Consider the following 25,692-nt stretch of genomic DNA (forward strand, 5'->3'; position numbering starts at 1 on the left):
GGAACCGAAGGACCGCGCCAGCGAAAAGTGGAAACCGGTTTTCCGACAAGATCGTGGTCAAACAAGAAGATACAATTCGATGCTGATCACCTGCCCCTACTGCGGCCCGCGCGACGTCATCGAGTTCACCTATCAAGGTGACGGCAACCGCGAGCGTCCCGACCCCGCCTCGCAGAATTTCGAGGCATGGAACGCCTATGTCTACGATCGGCTGAACCCGGCCGGCGACCACAACGAAATCTGGCAGCATTCCGGCGGTTGCCGCGCGCATCTGCGGGTCGTGCGCAACACGCTGACGCATGAGATTTTGAGTGTCGCCTTTATGCGCGGCGCTCATACCTCGACCGCGCGCCGCAAGGCGGAGGACAAGTCATGAGCCCGCGCCGCACCGACACCGGCGGCCGCATCGATCGGCTGAAAACCATCCGCTTCACCTTCGACGGAGCGGCCTATACCGGCCATGCCGGCGACACGCTGGCATCGGCGCTGCTGGCCAAGGGCGTCACGCTTTACGGGCGCTCATTCAAATATCACCGCCCGCGCGGCCTGCTCACAGCAGGCGTCGAGGAGCCCAACGCGCTGGTGACGGTGCTGAAGGGCGAGGTTCGCGAGCCCAACATTCCGGCGACCATGGTCGAGATCCATGACGGGCTGGTCGCCATCAGCCAGAACCGCTTTCCCTCGCTTGCCTGGGACGTCAACGCCGTCAACCAGCTCGGGGGCAAGATCCTGTCGGCCGGCTTCTACTACAAGACCTTCATGGGGCCGGTGATCGGTCCGCTCAAAGGTACGCGCTTCTGGATGTTCTGCGAGCATTTCATCCGCCGTGCCGCCGGCCTAGGCAGCGCCGGATCGGCGAAGGACCCGGCGCGCTACGAACGCATGAACGCCTTTTGCGACGTGCTGGTGGTCGGCTCCGGCCCGGCCGGTCTGATGGCCGCCAAGGCCGCCGCCGATCAGGGCGCCCGCGTCATGCTGGCCGATCTCGAGCCGCGTTTCGGCGGCTCGGCCAACTGGTCTGATGAAACCATCGATGGCGCGCCGGCCGCCGACTGGGCCCGCCGCACCATCGCCCAGCTCGAAGGACGCGATAATGTCCGGCTTTTGCCGCGCACCACGGTCTGGGGCTATTATGACAACAACACGCTTGCAGCACTCGAAAGGGTCAGCGACCACAAGGAGCAGCCCGGCAAGGGTGAGCCGCGCCATCGCTACTGGGCGATCCGCGCCGGATCCGTGGTCCTGGCCACCGGCGCCTTCGAACGGCCGCTGGTGTTCCCGGGCAATGACAGGCCGGGCGTGATGCTGGCGCATGCCGCCGAGCGCTACGCCAACGAGTTCGGCGTGCTGCCGGGCGAGCGGATCGCGCTGTTCACCAACAATGACAGTGCCTATCGGGCGGCCGTGGCCTTGAAGAAGGCGGGTGCCGCGGTCGTCGCCATTGCGGACGTCCGGCCAGAGCCTTCAGCCGAGATGCGTAAGCTGGCCGCGGAAGCCGAGGCCGAGATCTTCGCCGGCCATGCCGTCGTCGCCACCGAGGGCGGCAAGGCGCTGTCCGGTCTCAAGCTGCAGCGCTTCGACATGGCCAACGGCACGCTTACCGGCGAGGCCCGCAGTATCCATGCCGATTGCCTGCTGATGTCGGGCGGCTGGTCGCCGACCATCCATCTGGCCAGCCAGGCCGGTGCCAAGGCGGAATGGAATGCCGCGCGGCAGGCTTTCCTGCCGCCGAAGTCGACGCAGCAGTGGCCAACACAGCATTGGATCGGCGCCGGCGCCTTCACCGGTAGTTTTTCCACCACTGAGGCCATCGCCGAAGGCCGCGCCGCCGGCCTTGCCGCCGCCGGTGGAACGAGCACGCCGGCGGCGTTGCCCACTGTCGAAGCCATCCCTTGCGATCCCGATCCGGCGCCTGTGTTCGAGATCAGGGCCAAGGGCAAGAGCTTTGTCGATTTCCAGCACGACGTGACTGCCGAGGATGTGCGGTTGGCGCATCGCGAAGGCTTTGTCTCGGTTGAGCACCTGAAGCGCTACACCACGCTCGGCATGGCGACCGACCAGGGCAAGAGCTCCAATGTTCCCGGCCTTGCCATCATGGCCGAGGCGCTGGGCAAGCCGATCCCCGAGGTCGGCACGACGCGCTTCCGCCCGCCCTTTGCGCCGGTGTCGATCGGCTCGCTGGCGGCGGAACGTTTCGGCGACCTGAAACCCGAGCGGCTGACGCCGATGCATGACTGGCATCTCGCCAATGGCGCGACGATGTATTCGGCCGGTCTCTGGTACCGTCCGATGATCTACGGCCATGCCGGGGAGACGGTCGAGCAGGCCTATGTGCGCGAAGCCAAGGCGACGCGTGAGAGCGCCGGCATCGTCGATGTCTCGACACTGGGCAAGATCGCCGTACAAGGGCCCGACGCCGCCGCATTCCTCGACCGCGTCTACACCAACATGTTTTCGACGCTGGCCGTCGGCAAGGCGCGCTACGGGCTGATGCTGCGCGAGGACGGCCTCGCCTTCGACGACGGCACCACCTGGCGGCTTGGCGAGCAGGATTTCCTGATGACCACCACCACGGCGAACGCCGGCAAGGTGATGCAGCATCTGGAATATTTCCTTGACGTGATCTGGCCGGAACTCAAGGTGCACGTCACCTCGGTGACCGACGAATGGGCGGGGGCCGCGATCGGCGGACCCAACGCCAGGCAGATCCTCGCTGCCTGTGTGACCGGCACATCAGTCGACAATGCCACCTTGCCCTTCATGGGCATCGTGCGCGGCGAGATATCTGGCGTGCCGGTGATGATTTGCCGGCTGTCTTTCTCCGGGGAAATGGCCTTCGAGGTCTATTCCGGTGCCGGCTACGGTACTCATGTCTGGGAGGCGCTGATCGAGGCCGGCAAGCCGTTCGGGCTGGTCACCTACGGACTTGAGGCACTGGGCACGATGCGCATCGAAAAGGGCCATGTCACCGGCGCTGAGATCGACGGCCGCACCACGGCGCGCGACCTGCATCTCGACTGGATGCTGTCGAAGAAGAAGCCGTTCATCGGCTCGGCGATGATGGACCGCGAGGGTCTGATCGCGTCTGACCGTCTGGAACTCGTCGGCCTGATCGCGCTCGACAACCGGCCGCTGAATGGCGGCGCGCACATCGTCGAGCAAATCGACGAGGTCAATCCGCACGGCTCGATCGGCCACATCACCGCCTGCTGCTACTCACCGGCACTCGGCAAGCATATCGCGCTGGCGCTGGTCAAGGGCGGCAAGGCACGACACGGCACGCGCGCCAATGTCTCCGATCCCTTGCGCAACCGGTTCGGACCGGTCGAGATCGTCTCCAACCACTTCTTCGATCCGGATGGGAGCCGCATGCATGGTTGAGCGCCAATCTCCACTTGAGCCGGAGTTTCACGTCGGCTCGCATGGTAATTTCGAACATGGCGTCGAGATCATCCTGACCGAAACCGGGCCGGGCTCGATCATGCAGCTCGCCGCCTGGCCGGGCGAAGAAAAGAAGCTGATCGCCGCCATCCGCACCGTCACCGGGCTTGCGCTGCCCGATGGCGCAGGCGGCGGCCTAAGTGACGGCGTGAAGTCGGTGTTCGGCTTCGCGCCGGGAAAATTCACCGTTGCCGATGAAGCCGAAGGCCTGGCCGGCGCCTTTGCCAAGGTGGTCACCCCGGCCATCGGCACAGTGACCGACCTGTCGCATGGCCGCACCGCCATTCGCATCGCCGGGCCGAAGGCCGAATGGGTGCTGGCGAAATTCTTCGCCATCGACTTCGCGCTGCCGGCCTTTCCGGTCGGCGCCGGCCGCTCGACCACCCATCACGATGTCTTCGCCCAGATCCAGCGCACCGGCTCCGACCAGTTCGATATCTATGTCTTTCGCTCGTTCGCGCGCTCGTTCTGGAAGGCTCTCTGCCATGCCAGCGAGGAAGTCGGCTACGAGGTGCAATAGGCGGCGCGGTCGGATGGCCGCATCGCCTCTGCTTCTGGCATCAAGGCCAGCCGGTTCTGCCGCTAGAGAATCGCGCCGCAGGCGGCCATGATGGGAAACGTGGCCGCCAGACCGGCCCAAGGGGTATGAAAATCCCGTCTCAGGCTCGGCACATTCGTTTGGTTCGAACATCCCAATGACCGCAGAAATATCCGCCGGCGCCACCGATCGCGCCGATGTGTCGGCCAGAGCCATGCTCCTGCTGCCGCTGACGGTTGCCTGCGGCGTCTTCATGACCAGTCTCGACCAGAATGTCGTGGTGACGGCGCTGCCCGGTATCGGCGAAAGCCTCGGCCGCCCACCCAGCCAGCTCGGCCTCTTGATCACCGTCTATGTCGCCAGCCTGATCATCTCGATGCCGCTTGGCGGCTGGGCCGCCGACCGCTTCGGTCTGCGCAATGTCTATTGCTTTGCCTTGCTGGTGTTCGCCACCGCATCGGCCCTGTGCGGGCTGTCTGATAACATCTGGATGCTGGTCGGCGCCCGCGCGCTGCAAGGGTTCGGCGGCGCGCTGATGGGCACGCTCGGCCAGGTCGTCATCCTGCAGACCTTTCCGCGCAGCCGCACGCTGAAGATCAACATGTACATCTCGCTGGCCGGCCAGTCCGGGCCGCTGGTCGGCCCGCTCGTCGGCGGCGCGCTGACCACCTACATTTCCTGGCGCTGGATCTTCTTCATCAACGTGCCGTTCGCACTGGCGGCGGCTTTCCTTGCCGCATCGCTGTTTCCGACAGTGACCAAGCCGGCGCGCACGCCGTTCGATTTTCCGGGCTTTCTGCTGGTTGGAAGCGGTATGGTGCTTCTGGTCTTTGGCATGGATTCACTTGCCGCCAAGGACGCTGCCGGCGGCGTCATCGCCAGTGAACTGGCGCTGGCGCTGGTCATCCTGACCGTCGCCTCGTTCTACTGCCTGCGCGTGCGCAATCCGCTGCTCGACCTCAAGCTCTTGCGCATCCGCACCTTCCGCATCTCCTTCCTCACTGGCGGCGGGCTCGACACGATCGGCCTCAGCTCGGTCGTCTTCCTGCTACCTCTGATGTTCCAGCTGGGCTTCGGCATGAGCGCGGTGCAGGCGGGATCGCTGACCTTCGTCGCCGCGGTCGGCTCGGTGGCGATGCGGTTCTTCATGCCGCGCGTTCTCAACCGTTTCGGCTTCCGCCGCGTGCTGGTCTACAACACACCGATCGTCGCCGCCATGGTCGCCGGCTTTGCCTTGATGCAGGCAACCACACCGGTCTGGATCGTGCTTGCCTACATCTTCATCTTCGGCGTCTTCCGCTCCGCGCAATGGGCCTCGACCGGCAATCTCGCCTATTCCGACATCGCGCCCGAACAGCTCGCCCGCTTCAGCGCGCTCTATTACATCCTGTGGCAGCTGGCGGTGGCGATCAGCGTCGGCCTCGCCGCCGCTGCACTGTCGTTTCTGGCCAGCGGCGGCCCGGCCGTGACCAACGATTTCCGGATCCTGTTCGTGATCGAGGGCGTCATCACGCTGTGCGCGCTGCTCGCCTATCTCAAGCTGACGCCGCAGGACGGCGCCCATGTCAGCGGCCACGGCGCACAGATGAACACCGAATAGCAAGGCCAGACTTGGGCCACCACGTCGGTCCTACTCAAGGTGGCTATTCGCTGAACGTCACCCACTCTTCCAGCGGCACGCGGTCGGTGCGGAAGGCGTTTTCGGGTTTGGACGTGTCCTCATGGCCAAGCGCCATGCCGCAGACGACGATCTCCTCGTCAGGGATGTTGAGCACCGGCCGGATCTGCCGGTGATAGGGGGCGAACGCTGCTTGTGGGCAGGTGTGCAACCCCCTGCCCCGCGCCGCGACCATGATGTTCTGCAGGAACATGCCATAGTCGATCCAAGAGCCCTGGTTGAGCCGGCGGTCGATGGTGAAGATCATGCCGACCGGCGCGTCGAAGAAGACGAAGTTGCGGTCGTGCTGGGCACGCATCTTGTCGACCTCGCGGCGGCCGATACCGAGCGCGCCATAGAGCCCGAAACCGTTGGCGCGGCGGCGGGTCAGATACGGCTCGAAGAACTGGGTCGGATAGTAGCGGTATTCGTCCCAATCGGCCTTTTCGGCGCGGATGCCCGAGTTGAGAATGGCGTCGGTGATCTGCTGTTTGATCTCGCCCTTGGTGACGTAAACCTTCCATGGCTGCATGTTGGTGCCCGATGGAGCGCGCGCCGCAACCGCCAGAATGGCGCGGATGGTGTCGTCGTCGACCATGTCGGGCAGAAATGCACGCACCGAGCGGCGCGACAGGATCGCCTCGTCGACAATCTCGGCTTCGTCCGCAATTAGGGTGTTGTTTTCCAGCATGGGCCGTCCTTACCCTTTGTCTCGATCGGACATCCCCACTCGCCGCTCGTGGCCGAGCCTTTGCATGAACCGCCAAAATCCTGCAAGCAAATCTTGAGCATTGGTGAAAATCCACTTGATTTTTTCATGAGCTTGTTTTCTCATGAAATTTGACTGGAACTTTTCATGAAGTGAGCGTTTTGCCTTCACCTATCCCAAGAACATTGCAGGGACCTGACGAACGCGTGCTGGCCAGCGATATCAGGGCGCTGCGCAAGGCGCGCGGGCTGACGCTTGCCGAGATCGCCCTGAAACTTGGCCGTTCGGTCGGCTGGGTCAGCCAGGTCGAACGTGGCCTCTCGACGCCCTCGCTCAGCGATCTCAGAGCCTTCGCCGAACTGTTCGGCGTGCCGATCAGTCTGTTCTTCAGCCATGACGTGCCGGTCGAAAGCGAGCGTGGCGTGGTTGTGCGCGCCGGCAGGCGCCGCACGCTTGGCACAAGCGAATCCGGCCTGGTGGAGGAGCTTCTGTCGCCCGATCTCGGCGGTAGCTTCGAGATGGTGCGTTCGGTCTTCGCGCCGGGCGCGGAACTGAAGGCCGAGGCGCGTAGGCCGACCGAGGAGGCCGGATACGTCGCGTCCGGACTGTTCGACATCGAGATATCAGGCGTCTGGCATCGGCTTGGCGAAGGCGACTCCTTTCGCTTCGAAGGCAAGCCCTACCGCTGGCGCAATCCGGGTACCGAGCCGGCGGTTGTCATCTGGGTGGTTTCGCCGCCAGTCTATTGAATGCATGTCGCCCAAAAGTGTGCAGCGCTTTTGGGACAACGACACGCATCAAAAACAAAAAATAGAAAGCGCAACGCGCTTTGGGTTTTGTCAGGGAGAAGAACATGGCGGGTTTGCCGAGCACGGCACGCGTGGTGATCATCGGCGGTGGTGCGGTCGGCACTTCCGCGCTCTATCATCTCGCCAAGGCGGGCTGGACCGACTGCGTGCTGCTCGAAAAGAACGAGCTGACCTCCGGCTCGACCTGGCATGCAGCCGGCAATGTGCCGACCTTCTCCTCGTCCTGGTCGCTGATGAACATGCAGCGCTATTCGACCGAGCTTTACCGTGGGCTGGCCGAAGCGGTCGACTATCCCATGAACTACCACGTCACCGGTTCGCTTCGCCTGGCCCATTCGGTCGAGCGCATGCAGGAATTCCAGCGTGCCAAGGGCATGGGCCGTTATCAGGGCATGGACATCGACATCGTTGGCGTCGACGAGATCAAGCTCCGCTACCCCTTCATCGAGACGCATGATCTGAAAGGCGCGCTCTACGATCCGAGCGATGGCGACATCGACCCGGCGCAGTTGACCCAGGCGCTGGCCAAGGGGGCGCGCGACATGGGCGCCAGGATCATCCGCTTCTGCCCGGTCACCGGCGTGCGCCGCGAGAACGACGAATGGGTGGTCGAGACCCCGCAAGGCGAGATCCGCTGCGAGATCGTCGTCAATGCCGCCGGCTACCGCGCCGCCGAAGTCGGCAAGATGTTCGGTCGCGAGGTGCCTATGATGGTGATGAGCCATCAGTACATATTGTTCGAGGAGATCCCCAAACTGGCGGCGTGGTCGAGAGAACAGGGCAAAAAGCTGCCGCTGCTGCGCGACGTCGACACCTCCTACTATCTGCGCCAGGAAAAGAACGGCATGAATCTCGGCCCCTATGAGCGCAATTGCCGCGCGCATTGGGCGACCCACAACGATCCGATGCCGGATGACTTTTCCTTCCAGTTGTTCCCCGACGACCTCGATCGGCTGGAACATTATCTGGCCGATGCCGTCGCCCGCGTGCCGATCCTGGGCACGGCCGGCCTGTCCAAGATCATCAACGGTCCGATCCCCTATACGCCGGACGGCAATCCGCTGATCGGCCCGATGCCCGGCGTTCCCAATGCCTTCGAGGCCTGTGTCTTCACCTTCGGCATCGCCCAGGGCGGCGGCGCCGGCAAGGTGCTGGCCGAATGGGTGACACAAGGTCAGACCGAATGGGACATGTGGTCGTGCGACCCACGCCGCTTCACCTCCTTTGCTGCGGCGCCGGACTACTGCGTCGCCAAGGGCATGGAGATCTACGGCAACGAATACGCCATCCAGTTCCCGCGCCATGCCTGGCCGGAGGGCCGTGACCGCAAGCTGTCGCCAATCCATGATCGCATCAAGGCGCTCGGCGCCCGCTTCGACGCCTATAATGGCTGGGAACGCGCCACCTGGTACGCGAAAGACGGCGACGACATCTCCGAGGAAGCGACACTGACCTTCCGTCGCGAAGGGCCGTGGCAGCATCGCGTCCGCGAGGAATGTCTCGCCGTCCGCGACGCGGCCGGCATTCTCGACCTGCCGGGCTTCTCGCGCTTCAACCTCGACGGTCCGGGTGCTGCCGAATGGCTGAGCCTGCAGGTCACCGGGCTGGTGCCAAAGCCCGGCCGCATCGGCCTCGTCTATTTCGCTGATGACAAGGGCCGCATCGTCACCGAAATGTCCGTCGTGCGCCATGACGAGAACCTGATGACGCTCATCACCGCGGCGGTCGCGCAATGGCATGATTTCGAGTGGCTGAAATCGCGCATGCCCAAGGATGCGCCGTTCAAGCTGATCGACCGCACCGAGGAATTCGCCACCCAGATCCTGGCCGGCCCGAACTCGCGAAAAATCCTCGCCGATGTCTGTGACGCCGACCTCACTTTGCCGTGGCTGACGCATCAGGAGACGAAGATTGCCGGCCGCTGGGCGAAGCTGGTGCGCGTCTCGTTCGCCGGCGAACTCGGATGGGAAATCCACACCAGGGTCGACGACACCGCCGCCATCTTCGACGGCATCTGCGCGGCAGGACAGCAGCATGGTCTAAAACCGTTCGGCATGTACGCGCTGGATTCGCTCAGGCTCGAAAAGGGCTACCGCACCTGGAAGGGCGACCTGTCGACCGACTATTCGATCTTGCAGGGCGGGCTGGAGCGCTTCGTCAAATGGGACAAGCCCGACTTCCGCGGCAAGGCGGCACTGCAGAACGAGAAGCAGCAAGGCGTGAAGAAGCGCTTCGTCACTTTGGTCGTCGAGAACCCCGGTGACTGCGACGCCCCTTCTGTTTCCACACTCTGGCACGACGGCAAGATCGTCGGCGAAACGACATCAGGCGGTTGGGGTCACCGGATCGACAAATCGATCGCGCTCGGCATGCTGCGCGCCGATCTGGCGGAACCGGGAACAGCGATCGAGGTGGAAATCTTCGGCGACCGTTTTCAGGCGGTCGTGCAGAAGGATGAGCCTTTGTGGGATCCGAAGAACGAGAGGCTGCGCGCATGAAGAAAATCATCCTCACGGATGGCGGCATGGGCCAGGAACTGGTCCGCCGCAGCAAATCCGAGCCGACGCCGCTATGGTCGGCCAGGGTGCTGATCGACGAGCCGGATCTGGTGCGCGACCTGCACGCCGAATTTATCCGTGCCGGCGCCCGCGTCATCACCATAAACACTTATTCGGCGACACCCGAACGCCTGGCGCGCGAGGGCGCGGATGACCTCTTCAAGCCTTTACAGAAGCGCGGCATCGAATTGGCCAAGCAGGCCCGCGACCAGGCCGGCGATGCAGCGATCGCCGGCTGCCTGTCACCGCTTTTCGGCAGCTACGCGCCCGCGCTGACCATTTCATATCAGGATACGCTCGACATCTATCGCCGCATCGTTGACGAGCAGGCGGATGGCGTCGACCTGTTCCTGTGCGAGACCATGGCGTCGGCCGAGGAAGCGCGCGCGGCGGTCACAGCCGCGTCGGAAAGCGGAAAACCCATATGGGTATCGTGGACACTGGCCGATCACGGCAAGCCACGACTGCGCAGTGGCGAGACAATAGCCAACGCGGCAAGCGCGCTCGACGGCCTGGCGGTCGCCGCGCGGCTGCTCAACTGCTGCCGGCCGGAAGCGATCGCCGCGGCTTTGCCTGAACTGATCGACCTCGGCGGCCCGGTCGGCGCCTATGCCAATGGCTTCACCTCCACCGAAGCGCTCAAGCATGGCGGCACGGTGGATGTGCTGCACGCACGCCACGACCTTGGTCCGGACGCCTATGCCGACCAGGCGATCGGCTGGGTGGAGGCCGGCGCGAGCATTGTCGGCGGCTGCTGCGAAGTCGGACCGCCGCATATCGCCGCGCTGCGCGACCGGCTCGAACAGGCCGGTTACGAAATTTCTGGAGGTACACATGCCTAGACCATCGTCGCGCATTTCCGGCATCGTGCCTTCGGGCAAGGACGGCTGGGAAGTCCATTCGGCCGCTTGGGCCCGCAAGGCGGCCGGCGAAGACATCATCATGCTGTCAGTCGGCGACCATGATTTCGACACGCCTTCCGAAACGATCGAAGCCTGTGTGACCGCGGTTCGCGGCAGCAATCACCACTACACCCCGCTTCCCGGCCTGCCGCGCCTGCGCAAGGCAATGGCGGCAGCCTCGAGCGCCTGCACCGGCGTCGAGACGACGCCGGATCAGGTCATCGCCACGCCGGGCGGCCAGGCCGCACTCTACGCGGCCGTGCAAGCTGTGCTCGATCAGGGCGACCATGCCATCGTGGTGGCGCCCTACTACGCCACCTATCCCAACACGTTCAGCGCCGCCGGTGCCAGTTTCACCGTGGTCGAGACGCCAGCCGAGGATGGCTTCCAGCCGCACGCCGACATGATCCGCGCAGCGCTTCGGCCGAACACGCGCGCCATTCTGATCAACACGCCGAACAACCCGACCGGTGCGGTCTATTCGCGAGAGCGGCTGGAACAGCTGGCTGAGGTCTGCAGGGAGCATGACCTCTGGCTGCTGTCGGACGAAGTCTACTGGACACTGGGCGGCGGCGAGCACGTCTCTCCGCGCTCGCTGCCCGGCATGGCCGAGCGCACCCTGGTCATCAATTCGATGTCGAAGAGCCACGGCATGACCGGCTGGCGCATGGGCTGGCTGACTGGTCCGCAGGAGATGATCTCGCTGCTGATCAATCTCAATCTGGTGACGACCTATGGTTTGCCGGCCTTCATCTCGATCGCTTGCGCCGAGGCGCTCGAGAACCGCTATGGCGTCAAGGAGATCGCCGAACGCTACGCCGCGCGCCGCACGGTCTTCCTCGATGCCGTGCGCGGCATGAACGATGTCACCGTGCGCGGTTCTGAAGGCGGCATGTACGTCATGCTCGACATATCAGCCGTCGAACCCGACGACGAGAAATTCGCCTGGGCCTTGCTCGACAAGGAAAACGTCGGCGTCATGCCCGGCTCCAGCTTCGGCGAGGCGGCCGCCGGTCACATTCGCATCAGCCTCTGCCAGCCGGAGCCCGTGCTGCAAGAAGCAGCGCTTCGGCTGCGCCGTTTTGCTTCCAGCTATCGCCGCGAGGCCGCATGACCGCCAAGGCTATACCCACGAAAGCCCGAGCCGTCATCATCGGCGGCGGCGTCTCAGGCTGTTCAGTCGCCTACCATCTGGCCAAGCTCGGCTGGACCGACATCGTGCTCCTGGAACGCAAGCAGCTGACGTCGGGTACGACCTGGCATGCCGCTGGCCTGATCGGCCAGTTGCGCGGCTCGCAGAACATGACGCGGCTGGCGAAATATTCGGCCGACCTCTACGTCAAGCTGGAAGCCGAGACCGAAGTCGGCACCGGCATGCGCCAGGTCGGCTCGATCACCGTGGCATTGACCGAGGAGCGCAAGCACGAGATCTACCGGCAGGCGTCGCTTGCACGTGCGTTCGATGTCGACGTGCGCGAGATTTCACCGAATGAAGTCAAGGAGATGTACCCGCATCTCAATGTGTCCGACGTCGTTGGCGCCGTGCATCTGCCGCTCGACGGCCAGTGCGACCCGGCCAACATCGCCATGGCGTTGGCCAAGGGCGCGCGCCAGCGCGGCGCCACCATCGTCGAGAATGTCAAGGTCACCAAGGTCCATACCAGGGCCGGTCGTGTCTCCGGCGTGTCGTGGGCGCAAGGCGAAGAACAAGGCACCATCGAGGCCGACATCGTCGTCAACTGCGCCGGCATGTGGGCGCGTGAGCTTGGCGCTCAGAACGGCGTCACCATCCCGCTGCACGCCTGCGAACATTTTTACCTCGTCACCGAGCCGATCCCCGGCCTCTCTCGTCTGCCGGTGCTGCGTGTGCCGGACGAGTGCGCCTACTACAAGGAAGACGCCGGCAAGATGATGCTCGGCGCCTTCGAGCCGGTGGCCAAGCCCTGGGGCATGGACGGCATCCGCGAGGATTTCTGCTTCGACCAGTTGCCGGAGGACATGGACCATTTCGAGCCGATCCTCGAAATGGGCGTCAACCGCATGCCGATGCTGGCGACCGCCGGCATCCACACCTTCTTCAACGGTCCCGAGAGCTTTACCCCCGACGACCGCTATTATCTCGGAGAGGCGCCGGAACTGTCCGGCTACTGGATGGCGACCGGCTACAACTCGATCGGCATCGTCTCCTCCGGCGGCGCCGGCATGGCGCTGGCGCAGTGGATCAATGACGGCGAAGCACCCTTCGATCTGTGGGAAGTCGACATCCGCCGCGCCCAGCCATTCCAGAAGAACCGCCGTTACCTCAAGGAGCGCGTCTCCGAAACGCTGGGCCTGCTCTATGCCGACCATTTCCCCTATCGGCAGATGGCGACGTCGCGCAATATCAGGCGCTCGCCCCTGCACGAGCATCTGAAGGCGCGTGGCGCCGTGTTAGGTGAAGTCGCCGGCTGGGAGCGCGCCAACTGGTTCGCCCGCGACGGCCAGGAGCGCGAATACCGCTATTCCTGGAAGCGGCAGAACTGGTTCGACAACCAGCGCGAGGAACATCTGGCGGTCAGGAACGGCGTCGGCCTGTTCGACATGACCTCGTTCGGCAAGATCCGCGTCGAGGGCCGTGACGCCTGTGCCTTTCTGCAGAAGCTCTGCGCCAACGACATGGATGTGGCACCGGGCAAGATCGTCTACACCCAGATGCTCAACCAGCGCGGCGGCATCGAGAGCGACCTCACCGTCTCGCGGCTGTCCGAGACGGCGTTTTTCCTCGTCGTCCCCGGCGCGACGCTGCAGCGCGACCTCGCCTGGCTGCGCAAGCATCTGACCGACGAATTCGTGGTCGTCACCGATGTCACCGCCACCGAAGCCGTGCTCTGCCTGATGGGACCGGACGCACGAAAATTGATCCAGAAGGTCAGTCCCAACGATTTCTCCAACGAAGCCAACCCGTTCGGGACGTTTCAGGAGATCGAGATCGGCATGGGCCTGGCCCGTGCGCACCGCGTCACCTATGTCGGCGAACTCGGCTGGGAGCTCTATGTCTCGACCGACCAGGCAGCCCATGTCTTCGAGGCAATCGACGAGGCTGGCGTGGATGTCGGGCTAAAACTCTGCGGCCTGCACACGCTGGATTCCTGCCGCATCGAAAAGGCCTTCCGGCATTTCGGCCACGATATCACCGATGAGGACAATGTGCTGGAAGCCGGCCTCGGCTTCGCGGTCAAAACGGCCAAGGGCGACTTCATCGGTCGCGATGCGGTGCTGCGCAAGAAGGAAGTCGGCCTGTCACGCCGGCTGGTGCAGTTCCGCCTGAAGGATCCGCAACCCCTGCTCTTCCACAACGAGGCGATCCTGCGCGACGGCAAGATCGTCGGCCCGATCACCTCAGGCAATTACGGCCATCATCTCGGTGGTGCCGTCGGGCTTGGCTATGTGCCGTGTCATGGCGAAAGCGAAGCGGATGTGCTGGCCTCGTCCTACGAGATCGAGATCGCCGGCGAACGTTTTGCTGCGGAATCATCGCTGAAGCCGATGTACGATCCGAAGTCGGAACGGACGAGAATGTAGCGCTCTTCCCTTCTCCCCGTTTCACGGGGAGAAGGTGGCCCGAAGGGCCGGATGAGGGGCGGCGTCAGAGTCCGGAGAGTTTGTGCCGCCCCTCATCTGCCTGCCGGCATCTTCTCCCCGTGAACGGGGAGAAGGACGCTAACCCCTCAAAACCGCTCCAGCTTCCCTCGCACTTTCGCCAGAAACGCGGCCCGCGTCTGTGGCGTCGAGGCATCCATCAGATAGTGCGCCAGGAAGAAGGTCCGGCAGCGCGTCGCGCACAGCGCCCGCATGCCGCGCAGCAGGGTCTTGCGTCCAGGCTGGCCGACGACGACGCTCCACCAGGTCGGCGCGCCGCAGGTGGTGATGACACCCACCTTGGTCACATGCGTCATCAGCGACTTGATCCGCCCCTTGCCCGCCGGCAGCTTGAAGGCGACGTCCGTCGCCCACACCCGGTCGAGCCAGCCCTTCAGCATCGCTGGCAGCCCGTACCACCAGGTCGGATAGACGAACAGGATCGCTTCGGCCCAGTTGAGCAGCTCGAAATGCGGCTTCAGCGCCGGATCCTGCGGCGCCTGGTCATTGTAGGAGCGCCGCTCGTCGCAACCCATCACCGGGTCGAATTTCTCGGCATAGAGGTCGAGCAGCCGCACCTCCCAGCCCCTCGCCTTCAGCACGTCGACAGCAGTGTCGCGGATTGCGGCACAAAAGCTTTCCGGCACCGGGTGGCAGTAGACCACCAGCGCGCGCATCAGAAGGCGTCCATGGTGGCCGCTACCTTGGTCATGAAAGCCTTACGCGTCTCAATGGTCGACAGGTTCATCGCATAGTGCGCGAGGTAGCTCACCGGCGCGCCGGGTCTTACCGTGGCGCGCAGCATGCGCTTGATCAGCTTGCGCGGGGGATCACCCATCAGCATGGCACGGAACCGGCTGCCGCCATAGGTGGTGACCGCCGCGATCTTGACTATGTTATGCAGCGACGGCTGCACCTTGCCATTGACCAGTTTGAACGACACGCCGGGCAGAAAGACACGGTCGAAGAAGCCCTTCAGGATCGCCGGAAAGCCGTAATTCCAGACCGGATAGGAAAGCACCAGCGCATCGGCCCGAAGCAGCCGCTCGACATAGGGCGCCACGGGGTCAGCCGGGCCGCGCTGATTGTGATAGTCCAGCCGTTCCTGGCGCGTCAGCCGCGGATCGAAATCCTCGGCATAGAGATCGCAATCATCGATCGTATGGCCCGCTGCCGTCAGCCGCTCGACGATCATCCGGTGCAGGCCGGCGTTGAAGCTGGCTTCGACCGGATGGGCGTGGAGGACGAGGATGTTCATCAGCCGGCCTTTTGCAGCCCCTTGAACAGGAATGTCCGGCCTGAACGGTAGTCGTAATCCGGGTTTTCCCAGGCGATCATCTTGCCGGGGTTGAGCAGGCCTTGCGGGTCGGTCTCGCGCTTGAAGGCAAGCTGCACCGCGTCGGTCTGCTTCATGCCGCCCTCTTCCAGCGTGTAGCGGTGCGGGTTGAAGATCGGGCAGCCATTCTCCTCATGCAGGCGCACGATCTCGTCGAGCCTTTCCTCCGTGGTGAACTTGACCAGCGGCAGGCCAAAGCAGGTGATGTTGCCGTCCAGCCGCACGAATTCGAGATGCGAAAAGACTTCGCCGGGAAACATAGCATCCATCTTTTCGACCAGCGCCAGCTGGTTGGGAAAGGGATAGAGCGATTGCAGATAGGTGATCGAGGGGTCGACGCGCAGCGCCCTGAGCGTGGTGTGGTTCCAGGCCAGCTCATAGGCCGGCGGCAGACCCTTCTTATCCTCCGGCGTTGCTGTGGCGGCATTGAAGATCACCTCGCCGCCGGCACGGCGGGTGAAGGCCAGGAAGGCGTCCAGCCCATGCTGCGCCACCATGACGACGCAGATGCTCTGCCCATCGCTGAGGAACTTCTGGTGCCGCTTGAAATAGAGCTGCGGCACGGGTGCCGCTATCGGCGTGATTAGCTTGGTCAGGATGCCGTCCTGGCAGGCCAGGGCATTGCCATAGCGGGCCGCATCCATGAAGGCGTCGAAGCCGACAATGACATCGACCCAGTCATAGGCTGATGTCAGCGGCATCTCGACTTCAGTGATGATGCCGTTGGTGCCATAGGCGTGGGTCACCTTGTGCAGATCCTCGCCGGTGAGTTCGAGCGCCTTCGGCTCGGCCTCCATGGTCACCACGCGCAGCCGCAACACATTGCCGAAATCGCGCAGGCCGCCGAAATTGATCGAGCCGACGCCGCCCGAACCGCCGGCGATGAAGCCGCCGATCGAGGCCGTGTTGTAGGTGGACGGCGACAGACGCAGTTCCTGGCCGGAATGCGCCCGCGTTGCTCTGTCGATGTCGGCCAGAACCGCACCCGGTCCGGTCACCACGCGCCCCGGCGCGATCGACTTGATCTCGTTCATCTCGGCAAGGTTGAGCACCACGCCGCCGGAGAGCGGCATCGCCTGGCCGTAATTGCCGGTGCCGCTGCCGCGCGGCGTCACCGGCACGCCATGCCGATGACAGGCGGCAAGCACACGGACCAGTTCAGCCTCGTCCTTCGGCGTCACGATCAGGTCGCCGGTGACGTGGTCGAGCTGCTGCTTCAGCACCGGGCTGTACCAGTAGAAATCGCGGCTCTTCTGCTGGACGATGGCCGGATTGTCGTCGAGCTTCAGCCCGTCGAGATCGCGTTTGAGCGCCGAAACGTCCATCATTCCACCATCAGTCCGTCGAGTTCGGCATAGTCGGGCAATTGCCGGTCGATCGCGCGCCCGCCGCGCACGACGATGCGATCCGATTCGGGCCGCGACAGCAATTCCGTCCAGCTCCGGCCCTTGAACACGACGAAGTCGGCATCGCCGCCAGCGGCCAGCGTGCCGAAACCGTCGAGCCGCATCACCTTGGCCGGTGTCGCGGTCACCGCTTGCGGCCAGTCGGCGACAGGATGATCGAAATGCAGGATGCGAGTCGCCATGCGGTAGACCTCCAGCATGTCGAGATCGCCATAGGCATAGAACGGGTCGCGTGTGTTGTCGGAAGCAACCGCCACCGGAATGCCACGCGCCTTCATCTCGTGCAGCAGCGTTACGCCGCGCCAGCGCGGCGTGGTGTGGTCGGCGCGCCGATCCTGCAGATAGAGGTTGCACATCGGCAGCGACACCATTGCGAGCCCCGCCTTCGCCACCTTGTCCAGCGTGTCGAGCACATCGAGGTCCGGCTGGCGCGCCAACGAGCAGCAATGACCGACGAGGATGTTGCCCTCGAAGCCGTTCCACAGCGCGGCCTCGGCAATCTTCTTCAGCGAGATCGCGGCGATGTCGTCGGTCTCGTCGGCATGGAAATCGAGATCGAGGCCATGCTTGATCGCCTGCGCGAAGACGTGGTCGAGCAGTTCTTCCAGATCCGGCACCATATAGGTGACGACGCCGAGCACACCCTTGGCCGCGGCAACCCGTTTTGCCAGCCTGTCGAACCACCTCCTGTCGCGCACGCCCTCGATTCCGATCAGGCACGCGCCCTGCAACTCGATGCGGCCGCGCCATGTCTCGCGCATCGTCTCGAACACCGGCCAGGAGATTTCCTCTTGCGGCGCGACGCTGTCGAGATGGGTGCGCAGCGCCCTGGTGCCATGCGCATAGGCTGAGCGCAGGGAAAAATCCATGCGCCGCGCCACGTCCTCGGCGCTCCAGCGCGCGGCGCGGTCGGCGCCAGTGGCGTTCAGCGCACCCATGAAGGTGCCGTCCGGGTTGGGCTTGCGCGGCCAGATATGACCCTTGTCGATATGCGTATGGCAGTCGACGAAGCACGGCAGGATGATGCGGCCGGCAAGGTCGACGGCGTCCACCGGCACTGCTGTTCGGCCATGCTCGGCAATGCCTGCGATTTTGCCGTCAGCGACGGCGATGTCGGCAAGCGCAAAGCCATCGCTGTCGAAAGCAGCGCTAAGTCCCGGCGTCAGCGACGCGTGAAGCCGGGCGTTGGCGAGGCGGTATGAACCTGTGTTCGGTACCAAGAAACTACCGCTCCTGCTTCAGCGCGCTTTCGTGCCAGCGCCTTAGAATGAGATGCGAAATCAGCGACAGCACGAGGAAAATCAGGATGCCGGTGAGCGAGATCAGGAACAGCGCCGCGAACAGCCGCGGCGCGTTGAGCCGGTAGCCGGCCTCGATGATGCGCGAGGCAAGCCCCGAAGACTGGCCGGTCGTGCCGGCGACGAACTCGGCCACCACGGCGCCGATCAGCGACAGGCCGCCGGCGATCTTCAACCCGCCGAGGAAATACGGCATTGCCGCTGGCAGCCGCAGATAGCGCAACTGCTGCCAGCGTGTCGCGCCATTGAGCTTGAACATATCGCGCAGATTGCGGTCGACCGAATTGAGGCCGAGCGTGGTGTTGGACAGGATCGGAAAGAAGGCGACGATCCAGGCGCAGAGCAGAAGCTTCGTCGTCTGGTTGTCGACATAGATGTTGATCAGCGGAAAAATCGCCACGATCGGGGTCACCTGCAACACGATGGCGAACGGGAAGAACGACATCTCGACCCATTTCGATTGCGCGAACAGCACCGCCAGCCCGACCCCGCCGACAACAGCGAGGAGCAGACTGAGGAAGGTGATGCGCAAGGTGACCAGCAGCGCGGAAAACAGCAGGCCGGCATCGTTGTAGAGCGTCCACAGCACCACACCGGGGCGCGGCAGGATGTATTGCGGGATCGCGTTCCACACGCAGATGCGATCCCATAGCCAGATCGCCAGGATCATGATCGCCAGCGGCAGAACCCAGCGGCCGATCCGCTCGAGCCGCTCCTGGCGCACACGGCGCGCTTCCTCGGGATCGAGTTTGAGCACCCCTTCGTCAATGGCCGTCATGATGGGCGCCCGCCGTTGAATTGATGGCCTTGACCAGCACGTCGGAGGCCTGCCGGCACAATGCTGCATAGTCCGGCGAGGTGCGAAACGCCTCGTCGCGCGGATAGGCTGCCTCGATCGCCAGTTCGTTGAACACCCTGCCCGGCCGCGCCGCCATGACGACGACGCGGTTGGAGAGAAACACGCTTTCGAAGACGCTGTGGGTGACGAAGACGACGGTGAAGCGTTCGTCCTGCCACAGCTCCAGAAGATCGTTGTTGAGCTTGAAGCGGGTGATCTCGTCGAGCGCGGCGAACGGCTCGTCCATCAACAGCACGCGCGGTTTGGTCACCATGGCGCGCGCGATCGAAACGCGCATCTTCATGCCGCCGGACAGTTCGCGCGGCACCGCGTCTTCGAAGCCGGTGAGGTGAACCCGCGCCAGCATTTCCGTCACCGCCGGCGCCGCCCTGGCGCGCGAAACGCCTTTGAGCCTGAGCGGCAGCCAGACATTGTCGAAGACGCTGCCCCAGGGCAGCAACGTCGGCTCCTGGAACACGAAGCCGATGTTCGAGCGGTCAAGCGAGCCGCCGCCGCGCCAGTCGAGCACGCCGGAGGTCGGCGTCGACAGGCCGGCGATCAGCCGCAGCGCCGTCGACTTGCCGCAGCCGGACGGTCCGAGCAGGCTGAGGAAATCGCCTTCCCGGATCGTCAGATCGACATCGCTGAGCGCCGTCACGCCGTTGGAAAAGACCTTGCCGACGCCACGCAGCGCCAGCAATGTCGGAGCGACATCCGACGCGCTCGCCGGCGCTTGCGCCACATTCTCCTGCATCATGCCGGAACCGGCCTATTTCTTCAGGTCGAGCCCGACGCCCTTGTTGACGAAGGTCAGCGTGTAGGCCTTCTTGATGTCGATACCGGCTGGCGTGACCTTGGCCTTGACCATCTTGTCATAAAAACTCTGGATACGCGCGTCGGCCATGGCGCCGATGCCGAGCTTCTCGGTGTCGCCTGAATCGGCAAGGCCGAACTTCTTCATCTGCTCGATCGAGAAGGCGATCTGCTCGTCGCTCATGTCAGGATTGTCTTTCTTGATCATGTCGTTGGCGGCCTTGTTGTCGCCGTAGAGATATTTGTACCAGCCCTTGGCCGAGCCATCGACGAAGCACTGGACCACCTCCGGCTTCTTGTCGATCGTGTCCTGCATCACCTCGATCGTCGTCGAGTAGGTGTCCCAGCCATAGTCGGCAAGCAGGAACTGGTTCGGTACGAAGCCGCCTTCCTTCTTGACCGCGAACGGCTCGGAGGTGACGTAGCCCTGCTGGATCGACTTCTTGTTGGCGAGGAAGGGAGCGGTGTTGTAGGTGTAGGGCGCGCGCTTGGCGGCGTCGAAGCCGAGCTCGATGACCATCCACTGGAAGAAGGTCTGTACGCCTTCGTCGCCCAATATGTACTGGTCGGCGTTCTTCAGGTCTTCCCATTTGTCGAGCCCCTCGCCGGGGTGGGACATCATGACCTGCGGGTCCTTCTGGAAATCCGCCGCCACCACGCGCATCGGAATGCCTTGCTGGACGGCGTCGAAAGCCGACAGCAGATTGCCGCCCATGTAGAAATCGATCTTGCCGGCGAGCAGCATCGGTCGGCCGCTGACCTGCGGACCGCCCTGCATGATGGTGACGTCGAGGCCGCAGGCGGCGTAAGTGCCGTCAGCCACCGCCTGATAATATCCGCCATGTTCCGGCTCGGCCAACCAGTTGGTGCCGAAGGTGACTTTCTCATTCGCCGCGGCACCCAGCGTGCTGGCCGCAAGCAGGGCCACCACCGCCACCGAGATCTTCTGTTTTCCGTACATCGACACCACCCTTTGTTTGCTCCGGCGCGCCACGCGCCAGGCTCGACACCAGAGATTCAAGAAGCAAGACACATGCCACCGGCGTCTTGCGCCGGGACCACCCGCTTGCACCACAGCCATCTGTGAAAGCCGGACGGGTCGTGCTGCACCGGAGGCATCGTGCCTATTTTTTGAACGCCTGTCCACAATCGCCCCAGCGACATGCACCGACATCTTGAAGGTACGGTGCATCCGGTCTTAGGCTACCGACAAACCGGAGATTGCCATGTTCAAGTTCCTCACCCCGAAGTCGATCAAGCCACCCTTTGCCCGCTACAGCCACGGCGTCGAGGTGCCCGCAGGCAAGCGGCTGGTGCTGTGCTCGGGCCAGGTCGCCATCACGGCGGACGACCAGATTCCGGAAGACGCCGGGACTCAGGCCGAACTCTGCTTCCGCAACATCGAAGCAGTGCTCGGCGAGGCCGGGCTGAGTCTGCAGGACATCGTCCGCATCAACGCCTATGTCACCGACCGCGCGCACCTGCGACCCTATATGGATGTCCGCGACCGGCTGTTTTCCACCCCGGCGCCGGCCTCGACACTGATGATCGTCTCTGGTTTCGCCCGACCCGAATTCAAGGTCGAGGTCGAGGCCATCGCGGCTGGGTGATCGACAGGCCGCCCTTGCCGCGCTAGAGCAATTCCAGGAAAAGTGTGAAACGGTTTTCCGTCCGGAATTGCGTTAAAACAAAGAGATAGAGCGGTTCGGCGTTTCCGTGAAACGGTGAAACGCTTTAGGTCTGGCCCGTTCATCGAAGAGGCATGACATGACTGTTGCGAAGAAGCGCGTGTGGTGGGGCGACTACCGCACAACCGAATACGCCTCGATCGATCCGGAGGCGACGATCGCCGTGCTGCCGCTGGCGGCGATCGAGCAGCATGGTCCGCATCTGCCGGTCTCGACCGACACCTCGATCATGAACGGCATGCTCGACACGGTGATTGCCCGCCTGCCTGACGATCTCGACATCCGCATCCTGCCGGTGCAGGCGGTGGGCAAGTCGAACGAGCATCTTCACGCACCGGGCACTCTCACCCTGCCGGCAACGACGCTGGTCGAGGCCTGGACCGAACTTGGCCTGTCGATCGCGCGGGCCGGCGTGCGCAAGCTGATCGTCGTCAACTCGCATGGTGGCAATGAGGAGATCATGGGCATCATCACGCGCGAATTGCGCGTGCGCGAAAACATGCTGGCGGCGAAGACCAGCTGGCAGCGCTTTGGCCGCCCCGCCGGCATGTACACCGAACTCGAGGACCGCCACGGCATCCATGGCGGCGATGTCGAGACGTCGCTGATGCTGCATTTCAGACCGGATCTCGTCGACATGGGCAAGGCTGACAATTTCGTTTCCAATGTCGCGAAGGCCGAAAAGGAATTTTCGCTGCTGCGCCACACCGGCACCCATGCCTTTGCCTGGATCGCCAGCGACCTCAACCCGAACGGCGTTGTCGGCGACGCCAGCATTGCGACGGCCGAGAAAGGCCGGCTGACCGCCGAACATCAGGCCGATGGTTTCATCAGCCTGCTGCGCGATGTGCGCAAGGCAAAGCTCGCCGAGTGGCTGAAGTAGCTGGTTTTAGTTGTCGATCTTCAGCGCGAAAGGCGTGCCTTCGAACGCGTCGGCGCCGCGCCCGATCGCCTGGATCGCCTCGATCATGCGGCCGTTGCGGTCGAGCAACATGTCGGCCACCGCAATCAGCCGCGGATTGGGCGTCGCTGAAGGTGACAGCGCCCGCAGCATCTGCGCCAGTTCGGCTTCGTCGCGTTTCGGCGCCAATGCTGCGGCGATAATGTAGGCAGAGGCGGTCGAGCGGCTGATGCCGGCATAGCAATGCACGACCATCGGCTTTGCCCGGTCCCATCGGCGCGCGAAATCGAGCAGGTTGCGGACATGCTCTTCGCCCGGCATGGTCATACCGTCCTGCGCCACCGCAATATCGTGCATGACCAGATGCAGATGGTTTTCCCGGGCGATCGAGGCCGGGCGGATCACCTCCGTTCCGGCGGCGAGCAGCGACAGCATGCGGTCGGCGCCGGTTCTTGCCACCGTTTCCTCGACCTTTGCCAGCGAGCAGACATGGATCATTGTTTCGAACCCTTCGATCGATCCTCGCGCCGCGATGCCCATTCGGCAAGAGCGGAGTCGAGCCGCTGCCATCCCTCCTGACTCCCCGGCAGGCCGGCGCGCAAGACACCCGGACGGTCGGCGAAATGGCGCAGCAGGATGCCGCGCTCGCCAAGTGCGGAAAACAGATCGTCGGCATCGGGCAAGCGGAGATAGCGGAACAATGTGGTGCCGCCCTCGACAGGAGCGCCGAAGCGGCCGAACAGCGCATCGAGCCGCGCCGATGCCTCCGCAAGGGATGCCCGCATCGCGTGCTGCCAGTCGATGTCGGCAAGCGCGCGAATGCCGTATTCCAGCGCCGGGCCGGCGACGGCCCATGGTCCGAATTGCGTGTCCAGCCGGTCGACCGTCGCTGCATCGGACAGCGCAAACCCGAGCCGTAGCCCGGCCAGGCCAAAGAACTTGCCGAACGAGCGCAGCACAACGATGCCGCCTAGGCCGACATCGCCGGCGAGACTGTGCTGACGTGGGCCGACATCCATGAACGCCTCGTCGACGACCAGCAGCCCGCCCTTGGCGCGCAGCCCTGCAGCCAGCGCCAGCAGCCTGTCGCGCTCCACGATGCGCCCATCCGGATTGTTGGGATTGACGATGATGGCAAGGTCGGCCTCCGCCAAAACTTCGAAGTCGCCGACCTCCGTCACCTCGTGTCCTGCGATCACAGCTGCCCGCGCATGTTCGGCATAGGTCGGACCCAGCACCAGCGCCTTGCCGGGCGCGATCAGCGATGCGACGCGCGGCAACAGGATCTGCGTGCCGGGTGCCGCCGCGACGTTGGCTGGAGAAGGCGCGCCATAGGCGTTCGCCGCGACCTCCGTCAGGTCGCGGGCGCGCCCGGATTCCGGCAGTCGCGACAGGGTGGTGGCGGGCAAGTCGAAAAGCGGGTAGGAGTGCGGATTGATACCGGTCGAGAGGTCGACGAAAGGCAGCACGGCGTTGGGGAAAAGCGCCCTCGCCCGGCCAAGACTTCCACCATGGTCCACCGCCGCCCCATCAAGAAGCTTCATGTCAATCCTGATCGCTTTCCTGTCATTGGCCGTCGAATTCGTCCTGGGCTACCCGGACTGGCTGTTTCGCGCCATCGGCCATCCGGTGACGTGGTTCGGCAGGCTGATATCCTTTCTCGACCGCAGGCTCAACCGCGCCACTGATCCCGACGCGCTGCGTCGCAAGCGTGGTGTCCAGGCACTGCTGGTCATCGTGCTGGTGCCGGCGGCGATCGGGCTCGGCGTGCAGATCCTGCTCTGGTTCGTTCCCATGGGATTGATCCTTGCCGCGCTTCTGGCGACATCACTCCTGTCGCAGAAGAGCCTTTACGAGCATGTCGAGGCCGTGGCCGACTCACTCGACACCGGTGGCCTAGCTCTGGGCCGTGTCGCCGTCTCGCGCATCGTCGGCCGCGATCCGGAAGCGCTGGACAGGGCCGGTGTCTGCCGTGCGGCGATCGAGAGCCTGGCCGAGAATTTTTCCGACGGCATTGTCGCTCCCGCCTTCTGGACCGGCGTCGGCGGGCTGGCCGGGGGCGCCGCCTACAAGGCCGCCAACACCGCCGATTCGATGATCGGCCACCGCACCCCGCGCCACGAGGCCTTCGGCTGGGCGGCGGCGCGCTTCGACGATTGGATCAATCTGCCGGCGTCAAGGCTGACGGCGCTGCTGATCGTATCGGCTGCGTTCCTCGTCAAAGGCGCGGATGCGAAAAATGCCTGGCATGCAGTGTGGCGCGACGCGAAAAAACACCGCTCGCCCAATGCCGGCTGGCCGGAAGCCGCGATGGCCGGCGCGCTCGGCCTGGCGCTCGCCGGACCGCGCAGCTACGGCGGCGTGCTGGTCGACGACGTCTTCATGGGCGAAGGCGGCCGGCGCGAAGCCGACAGCATCGACATAAGGCAGGCGCTGAAACTCTACCGCATCGCCGACTATCTGCTGATCGCGCTGTTCGGTTTGGTATCGGCAATCGTCATTGTAGCGTGATTGGGCCTTAACCCTCCCCACGTGGGAAGGGTAAAGCTCTCAGAATTCGATGCCTTGCTGCGCTTTCACGCCCGCGGAAAAATGGTGCTTGGTCACGCCCATTTCGGTGACGAGGTCGGCCGCCTCGACCAGCGCCGGCTTGGCGTTGCGGCCGGTGACGACGATATGCAGGCCCTCGCGACGAGTCTTCAATGCCTCAACCACTTTGTCGAGATCGAGATAATCATAGCGCAGCGCGATGTTCAGTTCGTCGAGCACCAGCAGGCTGATCGATGGATCGGCCATCAGCTCGAGCACTTTGGCCCATGCGGCTTCGGCCGCGGCGATGTCGCGCTTCAGATCCTGGGTTTCCCAGGTGAACCCCTCGCCCATCGCGTGCCAGACGACGCGGTCGCCAAAGGCGGCGAAGGCTTCCTTCTCGCCGGTGTGCCATTTGCCCTTGATGAACTGGACGACGCCGACACGCTTGCCGTAGCCAAGCATCCGCAGCGCCAGACCAAAGGCAGCAGTGGTCTTGCCCTTGCCGGGCCCGGTGTTGACGATCAGCAGCCCCTTCTCGACCGTCTTGCTCGCCACCTCGGCGTCCTGCACCGCCTTGCGCTTGGCCATCTTGGCGCGGTGGCGTTCTTCATCCCGGTCTTCGATGGGCTTGTTGTCGATATCGGTCAT

General features: G+C 64.0%; 23 protein-coding genes. 12 read left to right on the forward strand and 11 right to left on the reverse strand.

What is annotated here, in order from left to right:
• The first annotated feature begins 79 nt into the window (after window positions 1-79).
• From ACFFNA_RS01550 to ACFFNA_RS01565, 4 genes are all read left to right on the forward strand, one after another.
• A complete protein-coding gene (locus ACFFNA_RS01550) occupies window positions 80-376 on the forward strand; it encodes a sarcosine oxidase subunit delta (RefSeq protein ID WP_378915062.1) in 297 nt (98 codons plus the stop codon).
• On the forward strand, window positions 373-3,381 hold the full coding sequence (locus ACFFNA_RS01555) for a sarcosine oxidase subunit alpha (RefSeq protein ID WP_378915064.1): 3,009 nt from the start codon (window positions 373-375) through the stop codon (window positions 3,379-3,381). Before ACFFNA_RS01550 ends, ACFFNA_RS01555 begins: the two co-directional genes overlap by 4 nt.
• On the forward strand, window positions 3,374-3,961 hold the full coding sequence (locus tag ACFFNA_RS01560; RefSeq protein ID WP_378915065.1) for a sarcosine oxidase subunit gamma: 588 nt from the start codon (window positions 3,374-3,376) through the stop codon (window positions 3,959-3,961). Before ACFFNA_RS01555 ends, ACFFNA_RS01560 begins: the two co-directional genes overlap by 8 nt.
• 175 nt (window positions 3,962-4,136) lie before the next feature.
• Window positions 4,137-5,579: an MFS transporter gene (locus ACFFNA_RS01565; RefSeq protein ID WP_378915067.1), complete on the forward strand. Its 1,443-nt coding sequence runs from the start codon at window positions 4,137-4,139 to the stop codon at window positions 5,577-5,579.
• A 43-nt stretch (window positions 5,580-5,622) separates the two neighbouring features.
• Here ACFFNA_RS01565 and ACFFNA_RS01570 read toward each other — a convergent pair whose 3' ends face one another.
• Window positions 5,623-6,327 (reverse strand): nitroreductase, encoded by a 705-nt coding sequence (locus ACFFNA_RS01570; protein ID WP_111547517.1) that lies wholly within the window; start codon window positions 6,325-6,327, stop codon window positions 5,623-5,625.
• 203 nt (window positions 6,328-6,530) lie between these two features.
• Here ACFFNA_RS01570 and relB point away from each other — a divergent pair, with 203 nt between their 5' ends.
• From relB to ACFFNA_RS01595, 5 genes are all read left to right on the forward strand, one after another.
• A complete protein-coding gene (gene relB / locus ACFFNA_RS01575) occupies window positions 6,531-7,094 on the forward strand; it encodes a type II toxin-antitoxin system RelB family anti-toxin (RefSeq protein WP_111547518.1) in 564 nt (187 codons plus the stop codon).
• A 104-nt stretch (window positions 7,095-7,198) separates the two neighbouring features.
• The gene (locus ACFFNA_RS01580; RefSeq protein ID WP_378915069.1) at window positions 7,199-9,652 is read left to right on the forward strand and encodes a GcvT family protein; all 2,454 of its coding nucleotides are present in this window, start codon (window positions 7,199-7,201) and stop codon (window positions 9,650-9,652) included.
• Window positions 9,649-10,554 (forward strand): homocysteine S-methyltransferase family protein, encoded by a 906-nt coding sequence (locus tag ACFFNA_RS01585; RefSeq protein ID WP_111547520.1) that lies wholly within the window; start codon window positions 9,649-9,651, stop codon window positions 10,552-10,554. Before ACFFNA_RS01580 ends, ACFFNA_RS01585 begins: the two co-directional genes overlap by 4 nt.
• Entirely contained in the window at window positions 10,547-11,728 is a 1,182-nt protein-coding gene (locus tag ACFFNA_RS01590; RefSeq protein WP_111547521.1) for a pyridoxal phosphate-dependent aminotransferase, read from the forward strand. The genes ACFFNA_RS01585 and ACFFNA_RS01590 overlap by 8 nt, the downstream gene beginning before the upstream one ends.
• Window positions 11,725-14,175, forward strand: a complete 2,451-nt coding sequence (locus ACFFNA_RS01595; protein ID WP_378915072.1) for a GcvT family protein — start codon at window positions 11,725-11,727, stop codon at window positions 14,173-14,175. The genes ACFFNA_RS01590 and ACFFNA_RS01595 overlap by 4 nt, the downstream gene beginning before the upstream one ends.
• 146 nt (window positions 14,176-14,321) lie before the next feature.
• On the opposite strand, the gene ACFFNA_RS01600 is transcribed toward ACFFNA_RS01595, so the two are convergent.
• From ACFFNA_RS01600 to ACFFNA_RS01630, 7 genes are read right to left on the reverse strand one after another with little or no spacing between them, the layout of a single operon-like run.
• On the reverse strand, window positions 14,322-14,909 hold the full coding sequence (locus tag ACFFNA_RS01600; RefSeq protein ID WP_111547523.1) for an NAD(P)H-dependent oxidoreductase: 588 nt from the start codon (window positions 14,907-14,909) through the stop codon (window positions 14,322-14,324).
• Window positions 14,909-15,490 carry an NAD(P)H-dependent oxidoreductase gene (locus ACFFNA_RS01605; RefSeq protein WP_378915074.1) on the reverse strand — a complete coding sequence of 194 codons (582 nt, stop codon included), beginning with the start codon at window positions 15,488-15,490 and terminating at the stop codon, window positions 14,909-14,911. Before ACFFNA_RS01605 ends, ACFFNA_RS01600 begins: the two co-directional genes overlap by 1 nt.
• Entirely contained in the window at window positions 15,490-16,893 is a 1,404-nt protein-coding gene (locus ACFFNA_RS01610) for an FAD-binding oxidoreductase (protein WP_111547668.1), read from the reverse strand. Before ACFFNA_RS01610 ends, ACFFNA_RS01605 begins: the two co-directional genes overlap by 1 nt.
• Window positions 16,893-18,194: a cytosine deaminase gene (locus tag ACFFNA_RS01615; RefSeq protein WP_378915076.1), complete on the reverse strand. Its 1,302-nt coding sequence runs from the start codon at window positions 18,192-18,194 to the stop codon at window positions 16,893-16,895. Before ACFFNA_RS01615 ends, ACFFNA_RS01610 begins: the two co-directional genes overlap by 1 nt.
• Before the next feature lie 4 nt (window positions 18,195-18,198).
• Window positions 18,199-19,050, reverse strand: a complete 852-nt coding sequence (locus ACFFNA_RS01620; RefSeq protein ID WP_111547526.1) for an ABC transporter permease — start codon at window positions 19,048-19,050, stop codon at window positions 18,199-18,201.
• Window positions 19,037-19,867, reverse strand: coding sequence for an ABC transporter ATP-binding protein (locus ACFFNA_RS01625; RefSeq protein ID WP_378915078.1), 831 nt, complete (start codon window positions 19,865-19,867; stop codon window positions 19,037-19,039). The genes ACFFNA_RS01620 and ACFFNA_RS01625 overlap by 14 nt, the downstream gene beginning before the upstream one ends.
• 12 nt (window positions 19,868-19,879) lie before the next feature.
• On the reverse strand, window positions 19,880-20,884 hold the full coding sequence (locus ACFFNA_RS01630) for an ABC transporter substrate-binding protein (protein ID WP_111547669.1): 1,005 nt from the start codon (window positions 20,882-20,884) through the stop codon (window positions 19,880-19,882).
• 265 nt (window positions 20,885-21,149) lie between these two features.
• Between ACFFNA_RS01630 and ACFFNA_RS01635 the strand changes: the two genes are divergently transcribed.
• Both ACFFNA_RS01635 and ACFFNA_RS01640 read left to right on the forward strand, forming a co-directional pair.
• On the forward strand, window positions 21,150-21,533 hold the full coding sequence (locus tag ACFFNA_RS01635) for a RidA family protein (RefSeq protein ID WP_378915080.1): 384 nt from the start codon (window positions 21,150-21,152) through the stop codon (window positions 21,531-21,533).
• A 157-nt stretch (window positions 21,534-21,690) separates the two neighbouring features.
• Window positions 21,691-22,494 (forward strand): creatininase family protein, encoded by an 804-nt coding sequence (locus ACFFNA_RS01640; RefSeq protein WP_378915081.1) that lies wholly within the window; start codon window positions 21,691-21,693, stop codon window positions 22,492-22,494.
• Between the two features lie 6 nt (window positions 22,495-22,500).
• Here the strand turns inward: ACFFNA_RS01640 and ACFFNA_RS01645 are convergent, their stop codons facing one another.
• Window positions 22,501-23,010 carry a tyrosine phosphatase family protein gene (locus tag ACFFNA_RS01645; protein WP_378915083.1) on the reverse strand — a complete coding sequence of 170 codons (510 nt, stop codon included), beginning with the start codon at window positions 23,008-23,010 and terminating at the stop codon, window positions 22,501-22,503.
• Window positions 23,007-24,056, reverse strand: coding sequence for a threonine-phosphate decarboxylase CobD (gene cobD / locus ACFFNA_RS01650; RefSeq protein WP_378915085.1), 1,050 nt, complete (start codon window positions 24,054-24,056; stop codon window positions 23,007-23,009). Before cobD ends, ACFFNA_RS01645 begins: the two co-directional genes overlap by 4 nt.
• On the opposite strand from cobD, the gene cbiB reads away from it, so the two are divergent.
• The gene (cbiB, locus tag ACFFNA_RS01655; protein ID WP_378915087.1) at window positions 24,055-25,023 is read left to right on the forward strand and encodes an adenosylcobinamide-phosphate synthase CbiB; all 969 of its coding nucleotides are present in this window, start codon (window positions 24,055-24,057) and stop codon (window positions 25,021-25,023) included. The genes cobD and cbiB overlap by 2 nt on opposite strands.
• A gap of 39 nt (window positions 25,024-25,062) precedes the next feature.
• Here cbiB and cobO read toward each other — a convergent pair whose 3' ends face one another.
• Window positions 25,063-25,692 carry a cob(I)yrinic acid a,c-diamide adenosyltransferase gene (gene cobO / locus ACFFNA_RS01660; protein WP_378915089.1) on the reverse strand — a complete coding sequence of 210 codons (630 nt, stop codon included), beginning with the start codon at window positions 25,690-25,692 and terminating at the stop codon, window positions 25,063-25,065.

The sequence above is a fragment of the Mesorhizobium kowhaii genome (genome assembly GCF_042431665.1).
Taxonomy (GTDB): Bacteria; Pseudomonadota; Alphaproteobacteria; order Rhizobiales; family Rhizobiaceae; genus Mesorhizobium; species Mesorhizobium kowhaii.